Here is a 14,675-nt window from a genome sequence, read left to right on the forward strand (position 1 = left end):
AGCATCACGCGATGGGTAAGGCCAACTATGCGATTGAGGCGTTAAGGGCGAATTCCGGCCTGGCGCACAGCCCCGAGTGGCAGGCGTTCGCGCACGCTGCGCAAACTGCCGGATTGGATGCCGGCACGTTGAAAGTGATCGAGGCGGCAGGATTGTGCGTGGATCTGACCATGCAGCGGCAGTCCCCGGCCCTGGAGGCGGCGGCGCTGAACCTGCTGCAGGCGCGCGGCCTGGCGGATGCGCGCCATGCGCTGTTCGCGGGCGACCCGGTCAACTGGACCGAAGGCAAACCTGCCTGGCATACGGCGCTGCGAGCCGGCCGGACGCGGGAACAGCCGGACGGCCAGGACGCGGATTCCGTCTGCGAGTATTCGCGCATGACCGATTTCGTCCGCAAAGTGGACCAGACGGCGGATTTTTCCACCGTGCTGCATATCGGCATCGGCGGCAGCGACTGGGGCCCCCGGCTGGCCATCCAGGCGTTCGGCGGGCCGTCGCAGCGGCGCCAGATCCGTTTCGTGTCCAACATCGACGGCCATGCCTTGCACGACGCGGTGGCGGGGCTGGACCCGCGCCGGTGCCTGGTGGTGGTGTCGTCCAAGTCCTTCACCACGTCCGAAACGCTGCATAACGCGCGGGCCGCCATCGCCTGGCTCAAGCAGGGCGGCGTGACCGACGTATCCGAGCACCTGGCGGCAGTCACCGCGAACGCGCCTGCCGCGCGCGCGCTGGGCGTGCCGGCCAGCCAGGTGTTCAAGATGTGCGACTGGGTGGGCGGACGCTATTCCGTCTGGTCGGTCGCCGGGCTGTCGATCGCGCTGACGGTAGGCGCCGACGTGCTGATCGGCATGCGGGCAGGCGCCGAGGCCATGGACCAGCATTTCCAGCAGGCGCCGTTCGCCTCCAATGCGCCGATCCAGCTCGCGCTGGCCGGGCTGGTGAACTGCAGCGTGCTGGGCCACAACTCGCTGAACATCGCCGCCTACAGCGCGCGGCTGCTGCATCTGGTGACGTACTTGCAGCAGTTGGAAATGGAGTCGCTGGGCAAGCGCGTGGCCGGCGACGGCGCGGCGGTCGGCGTGCCGACGGCCCCCATCATCTGGGGCATGCCGGGCACCGACGGGCAGCACACGTTCTTCCAATGGCTGCACCAGAGCGAAGATGGCGCGCCGGTCGACTTCATCGCCAGCCTGCAAGGCCATGCCGACAGCCCCGACGCGCACCGTATGCTGCTGGCCAATTGCCTGGCGCAGCGGCAGGCGCTGCTGCGCGGCAAGTGCCTGGAGCAGGCGCTACTGGACGTGGCGCACATCGACGACCAGGAACGCGCGTTGAGCCTGGCGCAGCACATGGTGCATCCGGGCGGTCGGCCGTCGACCCTGATCGTCCTGCGCCAGCTGGACCCGCGCGGGCTGGGCGCGCTGCTGGCCCTGTACGAGCACAAGGTATTCGTGCAAAGCGTGGTCTGGGGGATCAACCCCTTCGACCAATGGGGCGTGGAACTGGGCAAGCGCCTGGCCACCGGCATCGAACGCGAACTGGCCGTGCCGGTGTCGGCCGGGGTGGTGGACTGGGGCCATGACGCGTCCACGTCGTACTGGATCGACCGCTATCGCGGCCATGCCCAGGCGCCGCGTTCGCGGCACGCGTGGGTGCCGGGCGTGGCGGCCCATCTTTGACGGGGGCGGGCATGCCGGATCTGCATGTGCTGGTGACGGGCGGCGCGGGCTATATCGGCACGCACACGCTGGTCGCAATGCTGGCGGCGGGCCAGCGGCCGCTGGTGCTGGATAACTTCAGCAACGGCAGCCGCGAGGCCGTGCGCCGGGCCGAACGCCTGTGCGGCGCGCCGATTCCGCTGATCGAGGGCGACATCCGCACCCCCGGTCTGATGGAATCGGTGCTGGCCGGCGCCGCGGACCGGGGCGCGCCGGTGCAAGCGGTGCTGCATCTGGCGGGCTGCAAGGCGGTCGGGGAGTCGGTGGCGGATCCGCTCAAGTATTACGACAACAACGTGGCGGGATCGATGGCGCTGCTGCGCGCCATGCGCGCCACGGGCGTCGCGCGGCTGGTGTTCAGTTCGTCGGCCACGGTCTATGGCGAACCGCAGTACCTGCCTTTCACCGAGACGCATCCGTTGGCGCCGACCAATCCCTACGGCCGCACCAAGCTGATGGTGGAGGAAATGCTGCGCGATGTCTGCACGGCGGACCCCGCCTTCAGCGCGGTCACGCTGCGCTACTTCAACCCCATCGGCGCGCATCCCAGCGGCCTGATCGGCGAAAGCCCCCGCGACCTGCCCAACAACCTGTTCCCCTTCATCACCCAGGTGGCGGTGGGCCGGCAGCCGTTCCTGCGCGTGTTCGGAGACGACTACGACACCGCCGACGGCACAGGCGTGCGCGACTATCTGCATGTGATGGACCTGGCGCAGGGCCACGTGCAGGCCTTGTCGTATTCCGAGGGGCATCCGGGCTTCGTGGCGGTGAACCTGGGGACGGGGCAGGGCACCAGCGTGCTGGAGCTGGTGCGGGCCTTTGAACAGGTCAATGGCTGCCGCATCCCCCTGCGCACGCAGGGGCGCCGGCCCGGCGATATTGAACGCATGTGGGCCGACCCCGCGCTGGCGGCGTCGCTGCTGGGCTGGCGCAGCACGCACGACGTGGCCGCCATGTGCGCCGACGGCTGGCGCTGGCAGCAAGGCAATCCGCAAGGCTACGAGGCGACTGGTCAGGAAAGGACTGGCTGCTGCGCTCAGCCGGGCCACGGTGAGGCCGCCGCATAACCCCTGTGACGTGTCAGCGGGGTTCCGGAAAAAGGGCGGTAGCGGTTACAGTTGACGGGATTATTGCGTAGCAACATGGCTCGGCCGCCTGTCCGCCAGGGCCGTGCACCGTCAGTGAGGCACTCCCATGTTTGAACTCCATCCGTCTGCCGGCCCGTTCGGCGCCTTGCCGGAGCCGCGGCAATGAGCGGCCCCTCCCACCTGCCGCCGGCCCACTGGAACCTGGACAGCATCGTGTCCGGCCTGCGCGAAGCGCGCGTCGCGTGGCGCGGCCCGCGCGGCCGCTTGCGCGAAGACTCGGGCTTGCGTGAATTCCCGTCGCAGGAAAGCCTGCGCCAGATCATCAAGGACCTCTGTGGCGCCTTGTTCCCGATGCGCCTGGGTCCCATCGACCTGCGCGAAGAGGTCGAGGACTTCTACGTCGGGCACACGATCGGCGCGGCGCTGGATGCGCTGCTGCATCAGGTCTGTCTGGAACTGCAGTACGTCGGTCGCCACGAGCACGCGGACCCCGCCGATACCCAGCGGCGCGCGATCGAGATCGTGCGCCAGTTCGGCGCCGAGTTGCCGCGCGTGCGCGCCGCGCTCGACCTGGACGTGACGGCGGCCTATCAAGGCGACCCGGCGGCGCACAGCGTGGACGAAGTGCTGCTGTGCTATCCCGGCGTGGCGGCGATGATCCATCACCGCCTGGCCAATGTCCTGTATCGCCTGAACGTGCCGATGCTGGCCCGCATCGTGGCCGAGATCGCGCACGCCGACACCGGCATCGACATCCACCCCGGCGCCACCATCGGCCGCAGCTTCTTCATCGACCACGGCACGGGCGTCGTCATTGGCGAAACCGCCATCATCGGCGACCGCGTGCGCCTCTACCAGATGGTGACGCTGGGCGCCAAGCGCTTCCCGCCCGGCGAAAACGGCGAGCTCAAGAAGGGCCTGCCGCGCCACCCGTTGATCGAAGACGATGTCGTGATCTACGCTGGCGCCACGATCCTGGGCCGCGTCACGATCGGCAAGGGGTCGACCATCGGCGGCAATGTCTGGCTGACGCGCAGCGTGGCGCCGGGCAGCAACGTCACGCAGGCCAGCCTGGTCAGCGACATGCCGGATTGCGGCCTGGGCGGCTGAACGCCGCCTTCAAACGCGCGGCGCCGCTCGCGGGCGGGCCAGGACAGAGGAGTCAGGATGGATACACGAGTCTCGGATCTGGCCGCGCTGCGCGGCTTCGTCGACCGCCACCCGCGGCTGTTCGTCCTGACGGGGGCGGGCGTCAGCACCGATTCGGGCATCCCCGACTACCGCGACACCGAAGGCGAATGGAAGCGCAAGCCGCCCATGACGCTGCAAACGTTCATGGGCGACGATCTGGCGCGCGCCCGCTACTGGGCTCGCAGCATGGTCGGCTGGCGCCGCTTCGGCAGCGTCAAGCCCAACGACTCCCACCGCGCGCTGGCGCGTCTGGAATCTCGCGGCCACGTCACCGTGCTGGTCACGCAGAATGTGGACGGACTGCATGAAGCCGCGGGCAGCCGCGACGTCGTGGACCTGCACGGCCGGCTGGACGAGGTGCGCTGCATGAACTGCGACTGGCGCGGCGGCCGGCAGGCCTGGCAAGAAGAACTGCAGCACGGCAACCCCGAATGGACGTTGCTGGACGCCACGGACGCGCCGGACGGCGATGCCGACCTGGATGGCGAGGACTTCTCGCGGTTCACCGTGCCGCCGTGTCCGCGCTGCGGCGGCATCGTCAAGCCGGACGTGGTCTTTTTCGGGGAAACCGTGCCGCGCGACCGCGTCGACCGTGCCAACGCCGGCCTGATGAGCGCCGACGCGGTGCTGGTGGTCGGGTCGTCGCTGATGGTGTATTCAGGCTACCGATTCGTGACTGCGGCATCCCGCAACGGCATGCCCATCGCCGCCATCAATCTGGGCCGCACGCGGGCCGATCCGCTGCTGACCCTGAAGGTGGAACAGCCTTGCGCGGTGGCGCTGGACGCCCTGTAGGCACGATTTTTGCCGGCCGGTTTTTGACCGGTCTAAGCAAGTGCTTGCCCTGTAAGGGATTTTTCGCGCTGTTACAGACCTTTCCATAGGGTTGTCCACAGGAACTGTGGATAATTCCTAGGGATAACCCCGATTTTTCAAGCCTCGATGGGATCGATGGCGTCGCCCAGCAACGCCTTGCGAGCGGCATGCCAACTGCCGGCGTCCGGCGCGTACAGCAGTCCGCCCGTGCGGTGCGTGGGCTTGTAGGGCGACCCGTCGAAGCGGGCGGCGTAGCCCCCGGCCTCCCGGTGCAGCAGCCAGCCCGCCGCGTGGTCCCAGGCCGTCAGCTGGTTGTACAGCGCCACATGGCAATGGCCCGCGGCCAGCATCCGGTATTCATGCGCCGCGCAGCGCAGCGACGCCGTGCTGCCCAGGCGCGACAGGTTGCCGTTGACGGTGGTGCGCAGCGGCTCGGGCAGCGCGCCCGTGGCGATCAGGCCATCCATGTCTTCGGGGGGCGCGGGGCTGGCGACGGCCAGCGGCGCCTGTCGGCCGTTCTCGTATTCCATCCAGGCGCCTTCGCCCCGCACGGCCAGGGCGCAATCGCGGTTGACCGGGTCGTAGATGACGCCGGCGATCACGTCGCCGCGGTGGCAGGCCGCGATCATCATGCCGAACAGCGGCAGGCCGGCCACATAGTTGCGGGTGCCGTCAATGGGGTCGATCAGGAAGGCCAGGTCGGCGTCGACCAGCATGTTCAGCAGGGCGGGATTGCGCGCGGACGCCTCTTCGCCGATCAGCACGGCGCCGGGGTGCAGCTTGGCCAGGCGGGCGGCGATCAGCCGTTCAGCCGCCTCGTCCGCATCGGTCACCAGGTCGCGCGGTGAACTCTTGCCCCGCACCGAGCCTTCCGGCAGGTTGCGGTAGCGCGGCATGACCTCCGCCAGGGCGGTTTCGGCCAGCACGCCGGCAAGCTTGCGGGTGTCCTCGCGGGTAAAAGTTCTGCTCATACTGACTCGTCCAGGGAACGCGCAAATCTATCACGCCTGAGCGGCATTTGATCGCGATTTGCAAGTCCCTGGAACGAAAGGACTTTTTCCGGCTGTGCAGGAAGTATCTGCCGGATTTAGCCCAAATCCACGCACAAGTACTTGATTTCGAGGTATTCCTCGATCCCGTACTTCGAGCCTTCGCGGCCCAGGCCGGATTGCTTGACGCCGCCGAACGGGCCGACTTCGTTGGAGATCAGGCCGGTGTTGATGCCGACGATGCCGTACTCCAGCGATTCGGACACGCGCCAGATGCGGGCGTAGTCGCGGGTGAAGAAGTAGGCGGCCAGGCCGAAGATGGTGTCGTTGGCCATGCCGATGACTTCCGCTTCCGTTTCAAAGCGGAACAGCGGGGCCACCGGGCCGAAGGTCTCTTCGGTCGCGAAGCGCATCGATTGCGTCACGTCGCGCACCACGGTCGGTTCGAAGAACGTGCCGCCCAGCGCATGCGGCTTGCCGCCGGCGATCACGCGGGCGCCGTGCGACGTGGCGTCGGCAATGTGCTCCTGCACCTTCTCGACGGCGCTGGCGTCGATCAGCGGGCCCTGGGTCACGCCGTCGGTGAAGCCGTCACCCACCTTCATGGCGTTGACCTTGGCCACCAGGCGCTTGGCGATTTCCTCGTACACGCCCGCTTGCACGTAGATGCGGTTGGCGCACACGCAGGTCTGGCCGGCATTGCGGTACTTCGAGGCCAGGATGCCGTCCACGGCGCGGTCCAGGTCGGCGTCGTCGAACACGATGAAGGGCGCGTTGCCGCCCAGTTCCAGCGACAGCTTCTTGATGGTGGGCGCGCATTGCTCCATCAGCGTGCGGCCGACTTCGGTCGATCCGGTGAAGCTCAGCTTGCGCACCACTTCGCTTTCGCACAGGGCCGCGCCGATCTCGCGCGAGCTGCCCGTGATGACGTGGAACACGCCAGCCGGCACGCCGGCTTCCTCGGCCAGCACGGCAAGCGCCAGTGCGGTCAGCGGGGTCTGCTGGGCGGGCTTGACGACCATGGTGCAGCCGGCGGCCAGGGCGGGGCCGACCTTGCGGGTGATCATGGCGGCCGGGAAATTCCACGGCGTGATGGCGGCGGTGACGCCGATGGGCTGCTTCAAGGCGAGCAGGCGCTGGCCGGCCTTCGGGCTTTGCAGCACATCGCCGTCGATGCGCTTGGCTTCTTCGGCGAACCACTCCAGGAACGAGGCGGCATAGGCGATTTCGCCGGCGGCTTCGGTCACGGGCTTGCCCTGTTCGGACGTCATGATGGCGGCCAGGTCTTGCTGGTTCTGCATCATCAACTGCGCCCACTTCAGCAGGATCGCGGCGCGTTCCTTGCCGGTCTTGGCGCTCCAGGCCGGCAGCGCGGCCTGCGCGCTGGCGATGGCCTGTTCCGTTTCCTTGCGGCCCAGCTTGGGCACGGACACGATGGTCTTGCCGGTGGAGGGGTTGTCCACCGGGATCGACGCGCCGCTGCCGGCGCCTACCCATTTGCCGTCGATATAGCAGGCGTCGCGCAGCAGTTCAGGGCGCGACAGGGGGTGAGTCAATGCGGTCATTATCGGAGTCTCCTTGAATGAAATGCGAGCGGGCCAGGAAACGGCTGCGGGCGTGGCGGTAAACCGCAACACGCCCGCAATTGCCATGCCTGCCCAACCGAAGATCGGGTGTTCAGGCCCGGAACATCACGCGGCCAGGGCCTCGGACAGGATGGCCAGCGCGCGGTCGAATTGCGCGTCGGGGATGGTCAGCGGGTACAGGAAGCGCAGCACGTTGCCGTAGACGCCGCAGCTCAGCAGGATCAGGCCCTGTTCCAGCGCGCGGGCTTGCACGCGCTTGACGGCTTCGGCGTCCGGCTTGCCGGCGGCGTCGTTCAGTTCCGCGGCCACCATCGAACCCAGGCCGCGCACGTCGGCAATGCCGGGCACCTTGGCGCGCAGGCCTTCCAGGTGGGCGCGCAGCTTGTCGCCCAGCACGGTTGCGCGTTCGCACAGCTTTTCTTCGGCGATCACGTCCAGCACGGCGTGCGCGGCGGCGACCGCCAGCGGGTTGCCGGCATAGGTGCCGCCCAGGCCGCCCGCGGCCGGTCCGTCCATGACGTCGGCGCGGCCGACCACACCCGAGATCGGGAAGCCGCCGCCCAGGCTCTTGGCCATCGTGATGAGGTCCGCCTGCACCGCGTGGTGTTCCATCGCGAACAGCTTGCCGGTGCGGCCGAAGCCCGTCTGCACTTCGTCGGCGATCAGCAGGATGCCGTGCTCGTCGCAGAGCTTGCGCAGCGCGGTCATCAGTTCAGGCGGGGTGATGTTGAAGCCGCCTTCGCCTTGCACCGGTTCGATGATGATGGCCGCGACGCGCTTCGGGTCGATGTCGCACTTGAACAGCAGGTCCAGCGCCTTGAGCGAATCGGCGACGGTGATGGACTGGGTGCCGTTGGGGAACGGCACGTGATAGATGTCGCCCGGCATGGGGCCGAACGACAGCTTGTAGGGGGCGACCTTGCCGGTCAGCGCCATGCCCAGCATCGTGCGGCCGTGGAACGAACCCGAGAAGGCGATGACGCCCGACCGGCCGGTGGCCGAGCGTGCGATCTTGACGGCGTTTTCAACGGCTTCGACGCCGGTGGTGAAGAAGGCGGTCTTCTTCAGGCCGTCGATGGGGGCCAGGCGGTTGATGCGTTCGGCCAGCGAGATATAGCCTTCATACGGCACGATCTGGTAGGCCGTGTGCGTGAAGTTGTCCAGCTGGGCGGACACGGCGGCCTTGACCTTGGGGTGCAGATGGCCGGTGTTCAGGACGGCGATGCCGCCTGCGAAATCGATGTATTCCTTGCCGTTGGCGTCCCACAGCGTGGCGTTTTCGGCGCGCACCGCGTAGAAGTCGCACATGACGCCGACGCCGCGCGGCGTGGCCAGGGAACGGCGGGTATTCAAGTCCTGATTCTTCATCTCTGCCTCGGGGAACGTGGTGGGCGGGAAAAACCTTATTTAATGCTACGATGGCCCCATTTGTGGGAACCACTTTGATAAAACAGGTAGAACCAATTGCGGTCCATTGTAGGTGACTTGCTGTTGCTGCGCTTGGCCGACGGATCCAGCGAGCCCATGAACAAGCGGCTGTATCGCGGCATCCGTGAAGCGATCCTGGATGGCGCCATCGCGGCGGACTCCCGCCTGCCGGCCTCGCGCGACCTGGCGGCCGAGCTTGGCATCGCCCGCAATACCGTCGTCCACGTCTATAGCCAATTGCTGGCCGAAGGCTATACGCGCAGCCGCCAGGGCAACGGTACCTTCGTCAACGCGTCGGTGCCGGATTCCTACCTGGCCAGCGGCCGCCGCCTGCGCCAGCCGCCGCCCCAGCAGCCCGGGCCTGCGCTGTCGGCGCGCGGCGCGGCCATCGTGGACGGCGTGTCGGCCTCGCCTTACCAATGGGGCGCCTTCATGCCCGGCGTGCCCGACCTGACCGAGTTCCCGCACAAGAAATTCGGCCGCATCGTCAGCAACCTGTGGCGCAACCCGTCGCCCGACCTGCTGACCTACGCCTACGGCGGCGGCCTGCCGGCGCTGCGCGAGGCACTGGCCCAGCATCTGGCGCTGACGCGCTCCATCGATTGCGATCCCGATCAGATCATCATCACCGAAGGGTCCCATCAGGCCATCGACCTCACGACCCGCATCCTGGGCGAAGCCGGTGAAACCGCCTGGGTCGAGGATCCGGGCTATTGGGGCGCCCGCACCATCCTGCAAGCCAACGGCCTGCGCACCGTGCACCTTCCGGTGGACGAAGAGGGCATGCGCCTGCCGGATGCCGTGGGCACGCCGCCGCGTTTCATCTTCGTCACGCCCTCGCACCAGTATCCGCTGGGCCCGGTGATGTCGCTGACGCGCCGCCGGCAGCTGTTGGCCGTGGCGAGGCAATGCGGCAGCTGGATCATCGAAGACGACTACGACAGCGAGTTCCGCTTTTCAGGCCGACCCATCGCGTCGCTGCTGGGCCTGGAGCCTGACGCGCCCGTCATCTACATGGGCACCTTCAGCAAGACCTTGTATCCGGGTCTGCGCGTGGGCTATCTGGTCTTGCCCAAGCCGCTGACCGCGGCCTTCCAGGCGGCGCATGCGGAGCTCTACCGCGAGGGCCACCTGATGACCCATGCGGCGTTGGCGACGTTCATCTCCGAAGGTCATTACGCGGCGCATATCCGCCGGATGCGCATGCTGTACGGCCGGCGCCGCGCGATGCTCGTCAACCTGATCGAACGGCGGCTGGGGCCGGATTGGCTGCACCGCGACGCCAGCATGGCCGGCTTGCATCTGGTGTTGACGCTGCCGCAGGACATGGACGACCTGCGCGTGGTGGATGTGGCGCGCAGCAAAGGCGTGCTGACGCGCGCGTTGTCACGGTATTACGTCAACGCGCAAGGGCGGCGGCCCGGCCTGCTGCTGGGCTACGCCTGTGTGCCCGAGCACGACATCGCGCGCAAGTTCGAAGTGCTCTTGGAAAGCCTGGCGGAAGTCGCCCGCAAGCCGGCAGCGGCCTGAGCGGTCCGCGCTGGCGCCGCTGCTTCAAAACGGCAACAACGCGGACGCGAACGCGGCGGCGTTGCGCATGCCCTGGTCTTCGAAATTGGTGTTGAACACGGCATGGGCCTGCGCGCTTTGCGTCGCCAGGCGCGAGAAGCGTTCGGCCAGTTCGGCCAGTTCCTGTTCCGTGTATTCATATTGGAAACGCCCCGACGAAGCCGCGCCGGACACGTTCCAGGCGGCCGCGTTGCGTCCATGCAGGCGCAGCAGCGCCAGATCGGGATGGGTGCTTTCCCAAACGGCGGGCACCGTGTTGTCAACGCCCTGCGGCGCGTCCACGACCGTGTGCACCACGCCCAGATCGCGTTCGAACGCCAGCGTGTCGGCGGTGGCGGCAGGGGTCTCGAACCAGCTGGGGTGCCGGAATTCCACCGAGATCAGGTGCTCTTGCATGCGCCGCGCGCAATCGGCCACGCGCGCCCGGCCGCGCGCATCGCGCCGGATCCACGGCGGGAACTGGAAGTGCGCCGCGCCCAGCTTGCCCGGCATCCGCAACGGTTCCAGCGCCAATTGATAGCGGCGCCAGAGTTCGTCGCAGAGGTCGGCGGGCATCTGGTCGTGATAGATGACCGGGTCCGGCCAGTCGGCCAGCTCGCGGCCGATGTCGGCGGGCAACGCGGCAAGCGGCGTCTGGTGGCCGGTGAACAGCCGGAAGGCCTTGATGTTGAAGACGAAATCATCCGGCGTGCGCTGCGCCCACAGGTAGGCGTTTTCCGCCGAGGGCAGGGCGTAGTAGCTGGAATCCACTTCGGCCATGGAAAACCGCGACGCATAGAACCGCAGCCGGGCTTCGGCGCTATGCGCCTCGGGCGGGTAGAAGCGCCGGCAGGCCAGCAGCGTGGGATCGGTCCAGGAGGCGGTGCCGGTCAGGATGCGCATGGGGGAAGGATCAGGGGTTCCGGGGGCGTGGCCGCGGCCGGCCACGCTGCTATGATAGCTGGATATATAGCCAGTCATTTGGCCTGCCGTCCTGTTCCCTCGACATGCCAGGCGGGCCCCTTAAAGCGTCATGCCCGATCACAGCCCCGCCTCTTCGAATAGCCGTCCCGACCCCCTGGCCGACCTGAATCCCGCCCAGCGCGAAGCCGCCGAATTCGGCGTTGGCGGCGCGCCGGGCGACGGCGGCCCGCTGCTGGTCATCGCGGGGGCCGGGGCGGGCAAGACCAACACGCTGGCCCACCGCGTGGCGCACCTGATCCTGAACGGCGCCGACCCGCAGCGCATGCTGCTGCTGACCTTTTCGCGGCGCGCGGCCCAGGAAATGGACCGCCGCGTGGGGTCGGTGCTGCAACGGGTCATGAACCTGCGCGGGTCGCAGCAAGCGCCGTCCCTGCCTTGGGCGGGCACCTTCCATGCCATCGGCGCGCGGTTGCTGCGCGACTGCGCGCTGCGCATCGGCCTGTCCGAAGCCTTCACCATCCATGACCGTGGCGACGCCGAAGACCTGATGGGCATGGTGCGCCACGAACAGGGCCTGTCGTCCACCAAGTCGCGCTTTCCGCTGAAAGGCACCTGCCTGGCCATCTACTCGCGCGTGGTCAACAGCCAGACGCCGGTGGCCGACGTGCTGAAGACGTCGTTCCCCTGGTGCGCACAATGGGAAGACGAATTGAAGAACCTGTTCCGGGGCTATGTCGCCGCCAAACAGGACCAGCAGGTGCTGGATTACGACGATCTGCTGCTGTATTGGGCCGAGATGATGTCCGACCCCGGCATCGCCGCGGACGTGGGCGCGCGCTTCGACCATGTGCTGGTCGACGAATACCAGGACACCAACCGGCTGCAATCGGCCATTCTGCTGGCTATGAAGCCGGACGGCCGCGGGCTGACGGTGGTGGGCGACGACGCCCAGTCCATCTATTCTTTCCGCGCCGCGACGGTACGCAACATCCTGGACTTCCCGGGCCAGTTTCCCCAGCCCGCGCGCGTCATCACGCTGGACCGCAACTACCGGTCCACGCAGCCCATCCTGAACGCGTCCAACGCGGTGATCGGGCTGGCGACGGAACGTTTCGCCAAAGACCTCTGGACCGATCGCGCCTCGTCGCAGTTGCCCGAACTGGTGTCGGTCAGCGACGAAGCCGGGCAGGCGCGCTGGGTGGCCGATCAGGTGCTGGCCCAGCGCGAAGGCGGCGCCACGCTGAAATCGCAGGCGGCGCTGTTCCGCACGGCCAGCCACAGCGCCGCGCTGGAACTGGAACTGACCCGCCGCAATATCCCCTTCGTGAAGTTCGGCGGCCTGCGCTTCCTGGAGGCCGCGCACGTGAAGGACTTGCTATCGCTGTTGCGCTGGGCGGAAAACCCGCGCGGCCGCATGGCGGGGTTCCGCGTGGCGCAACTGATGCCCGGCATCGGCCCGGCCACGGCGGGCAAGCTGATGGACGCCATGTCCGCATCCGCCGAGCCCCTGCGCGCGCTGCGTGAATTCAAGCCGGGGGCGGCGGCGCAGGAAGAGTGGGGCGCGTTCGCCGATACCTATGCGGCGCTGTGCGATCCCGGCCTGCGCTGGCCGGCCGACGTCGACCTGGCCCTGCGCTGGTACGCCGGGCAACTGGAGCGCCTGTACGACGACGCGCGGGTGCGCAAGACCGATCTGGACCAATTGGTGCGGCTGTCGGCGGGCTACCCCTCGCGCGAGCGATTCCTGACCGAGCTGACGCTGGACCCGCCGGACGCCACCAGCGACGAATCCGGTGCGCCGTCGCGCGACGAGGACTACATGATCCTGTCCACCATTCACTCCGCCAAGGGCCAGGAGTGGAAGGCCGTCTATGTGCTGAACGTCGTCGACGGCTGCATCCCGTCCGACATGAGCACGGGCACCGCCGAAGAAATCGAAGAAGAGCGCCGCCTGCTGTATGTGGCCATGACCCGCGCCAAAGAGCGCTTGCAGCTGATCGTGCCGCAACGCTTCTACGTGCACCAGCAGACGGGCATGGGCGACCGCCACGTCTACGGATCGCGCACGCGCTACATCACGAATGCGATGCTGCCGCTGTTCGACCACCTGCCCAAGCCGCCCGCGCTGCCCGACCTGCCGGGCGGCCAGCCCAAGGAACCGCAGGCGCCCAGCATCGACGTGACCAAGCGGGTGCGCAGCCTGTTCTCCTAGGCTGGGCTATCATCGGCCGATGCCCATAAGCTGTCCGGTAGGGATCGCATTGCCAGAGGTAGTCCATGTCCGATGAAGCCAGTTTCGCCGACGCCCACAAGGGTGAGGTCGTCGCGTCGATCGCCTATGTGAACGGGCGACGCGACCGTGAAGTGCCCATCGACGAAGTCGGGCAGCACATCAGCCGGTACAACGGCCAACCCCAGGGCCAGCCGCCCGGCATGCTGTGGATCGGCTTGCGCAACCCCACGCCCGAATTGCTGGCCCGGGTCACCGGGGAACTCGGCGCCTGCGGCAAGAACCAGGAAGAGATGCTGGAGCCGCACCGTCGGCCGAAGATCATCGACTACGGCAACATGGTCCTGATCGTGACTATCACGGTCGAGGTCGAGGCCGAACGCCCGATCTTCGGCGAAACCCAGCTGTTGATCGGCGACGGCTTCCTGGTCACGGTGCGCCGCGGCGCGACGGCCGCCCATAGCCCCTTGCGGGAACGGTTGGAGGCCTCGCCCGATCTGCTCAAGCGCGGCAGCGACTACGTGGCGTCCGAAGTGCTGGACTGGCTGGTCGACCGCTATGTGGCCGCGGCCGGAAAAATCGAAAGCGTGGTCGAAGGGGCCGAGCAGAAGCTGCTGATCCGGGGCGCGAAGGATTCCGACATCCGCAGGCTCTACCGCCAGCGCCGGGACCTGCTGCGGATCCACACCGTGGTGTCGCCGATGACCGAGATCTGCCGTCGCCTGGCGCGGGTCGAGATGTCCGCCGTGGACGAACACGCGCGGCCTTATTTCGGCGAAGTCGCGGACCGCGTGCTGCGCGTGGACGAGCTGTTCAACGCCTTGCGCGAGTCGCTGGCCTTCGCGTTTGAAGCCAGCCTGATGATCGGCCAGGCCGCGCAGAACGACACTACCCGCAAGCTGGCGTCCTGGGCCGCCATCCTGGCCGTGCCGACGGCGATCGCGGGCATCTATGGCATGAACTTCGAGTTCATGCCCGAGCTGAAGTCGCCGTGGGGCTATCCCATCACGCTGGGCGTCATCGTGTCGGTCTGTTCCATCTTGTATTGGCGTTTCCGCAAATCGGGCTGGCTGTAGGGCCGGGCGGTCGTTTTCCGCACGCCAGGCGGCCAGAGCGGTTCGGGGTATGGCACACTTCCTGCGTTTCTAACCTGGAGC

At 67.6% G+C, this 14,675-nt stretch carries 11 protein-coding genes; 7 read left to right on the plus strand and 4 right to left on the minus strand.

Annotation, left to right across the window (positions count from 1 at the left end):
• Window positions 1–11 precede the first annotated feature (11 nt).
• The 4 genes from pgi (at window position 12) to A9973_RS06595 (ending at window position 4,792) form a co-directional block, all read left to right on the plus strand.
• On the plus strand, window positions 12–1,679 hold the full coding sequence (gene pgi, locus A9973_RS06580; RefSeq protein WP_183012923.1) for a glucose-6-phosphate isomerase: 1,668 nt from the start codon (window positions 12–14) through the stop codon (window positions 1,677–1,679).
• 11 nt (window positions 1,680–1,690) lie between these two features.
• Window positions 1,691–2,785, plus strand: a complete 1,095-nt coding sequence (gene galE / locus A9973_RS06585) for a UDP-glucose 4-epimerase GalE (protein WP_183012924.1) — start codon at window positions 1,691–1,693, stop codon at window positions 2,783–2,785.
• Window positions 2,786–2,968: 183 nt separating this feature from the next.
• Entirely contained in the window at window positions 2,969–3,916 is a 948-nt protein-coding gene (gene epsC / locus A9973_RS06590; protein WP_183012925.1) for a serine O-acetyltransferase EpsC, read from the plus strand.
• A 57-nt stretch (window positions 3,917–3,973) separates the two neighbouring features.
• Window positions 3,974–4,792, plus strand: coding sequence for an NAD-dependent protein deacetylase (locus tag A9973_RS06595; protein WP_183012926.1), 819 nt, complete (start codon window positions 3,974–3,976; stop codon window positions 4,790–4,792).
• 137 nt (window positions 4,793–4,929) lie between these two features.
• Here A9973_RS06595 and A9973_RS06600 read toward each other — a convergent pair whose 3' ends face one another.
• The 3 genes from A9973_RS06600 to A9973_RS06610 all read right to left on the minus strand — a co-directional run bounded on the left by A9973_RS06600 (window position 4,930) and on the right by A9973_RS06610 (window position 8,756).
• The gene (locus A9973_RS06600; protein ID WP_183012927.1) at window positions 4,930–5,784 is read right to left on the minus strand and encodes an inositol monophosphatase family protein; all 855 of its coding nucleotides are present in this window, start codon (window positions 5,782–5,784) and stop codon (window positions 4,930–4,932) included.
• A 116-nt stretch (window positions 5,785–5,900) separates the two neighbouring features.
• Window positions 5,901–7,367 carry an NAD-dependent succinate-semialdehyde dehydrogenase gene (locus A9973_RS06605; RefSeq protein WP_183012928.1) on the minus strand — a complete coding sequence of 489 codons (1,467 nt, stop codon included), beginning with the start codon at window positions 7,365–7,367 and terminating at the stop codon, window positions 5,901–5,903.
• Window positions 7,368–7,493: 126 nt separating this feature from the next.
• The gene (locus A9973_RS06610) at window positions 7,494–8,756 is read right to left on the minus strand and encodes a 4-aminobutyrate--2-oxoglutarate transaminase (protein WP_183012929.1); all 1,263 of its coding nucleotides are present in this window, start codon (window positions 8,754–8,756) and stop codon (window positions 7,494–7,496) included.
• A gap of 96 nt (window positions 8,757–8,852) precedes the next feature.
• Between A9973_RS06610 and A9973_RS06615 the strand changes: the two genes are divergently transcribed.
• On the plus strand, window positions 8,853–10,346 hold the full coding sequence (locus A9973_RS06615) for a PLP-dependent aminotransferase family protein (RefSeq protein WP_370539449.1): 1,494 nt from the start codon (window positions 8,853–8,855) through the stop codon (window positions 10,344–10,346).
• 24 nt (window positions 10,347–10,370) lie between these two features.
• Here the strand turns inward: A9973_RS06615 and A9973_RS06620 are convergent, their stop codons facing one another.
• A complete protein-coding gene (locus A9973_RS06620; RefSeq protein WP_183012930.1) occupies window positions 10,371–11,267 on the minus strand; it encodes a DUF72 domain-containing protein in 897 nt (298 codons plus the stop codon).
• A 130-nt stretch (window positions 11,268–11,397) separates the two neighbouring features.
• Between A9973_RS06620 and A9973_RS06625 the strand changes: the two genes are divergently transcribed.
• The gene (locus A9973_RS06625; protein WP_183012931.1) at window positions 11,398–13,500 is read left to right on the plus strand and encodes an ATP-dependent helicase; all 2,103 of its coding nucleotides are present in this window, start codon (window positions 11,398–11,400) and stop codon (window positions 13,498–13,500) included.
• Between the two features lie 65 nt (window positions 13,501–13,565).
• Window positions 13,566–14,594, plus strand: a complete 1,029-nt coding sequence (locus A9973_RS06630) for a magnesium and cobalt transport protein CorA (RefSeq protein ID WP_183012932.1) — start codon at window positions 13,566–13,568, stop codon at window positions 14,592–14,594.
• The last annotated feature ends 81 nt before the right edge of the window (window positions 14,595–14,675 follow it).

Source organism: Achromobacter sp. UMC46 (assembly GCF_014170335.1).
Taxonomy (GTDB): domain Bacteria; phylum Pseudomonadota; class Gammaproteobacteria; order Burkholderiales; family Burkholderiaceae_B; genus Achromobacter.

Bases quoted from the DNA above. Each gene is read 5' to 3' on its own strand.
- pgi (WP_183012923.1), top strand. From the start codon at position 12: ATGGGTAAGGCCAACTATGCGATTGAGGCGTTAAGGGCGAATTCCGGC.
- galE (WP_183012924.1), top strand. From the start codon at position 1,691: ATGCCGGATCTGCATGTGCTGGTGACGGGCGGCGCGGGCTATATCGGC.
- epsC (WP_183012925.1), top strand. From the start codon at position 2,969: ATGAGCGGCCCCTCCCACCTGCCGCCGGCCCACTGGAACCTGGACAGC.
- A9973_RS06595 (WP_183012926.1), top strand. From the start codon at position 3,974: ATGGATACACGAGTCTCGGATCTGGCCGCGCTGCGCGGCTTCGTCGAC.
- A9973_RS06600 (WP_183012927.1), bottom strand. From the start codon at position 5,784: ATGAGCAGAACTTTTACCCGCGAGGACACCCGCAAGCTTGCCGGCGTG.
- A9973_RS06605 (WP_183012928.1), bottom strand. From the start codon at position 7,367: ATGACCGCATTGACTCACCCCCTGTCGCGCCCTGAACTGCTGCGCGAC.
- A9973_RS06610 (WP_183012929.1), bottom strand. From the start codon at position 8,756: ATGAAGAATCAGGACTTGAATACCCGCCGTTCCCTGGCCACGCCGCGC.
- A9973_RS06620 (WP_183012930.1), bottom strand. From the start codon at position 11,267: ATGCGCATCCTGACCGGCACCGCCTCCTGGACCGATCCCACGCTGCTG.
- A9973_RS06625 (WP_183012931.1), top strand. From the start codon at position 11,398: ATGCCCGATCACAGCCCCGCCTCTTCGAATAGCCGTCCCGACCCCCTG.
- A9973_RS06630 (WP_183012932.1), top strand. From the start codon at position 13,566: ATGTCCGATGAAGCCAGTTTCGCCGACGCCCACAAGGGTGAGGTCGTC.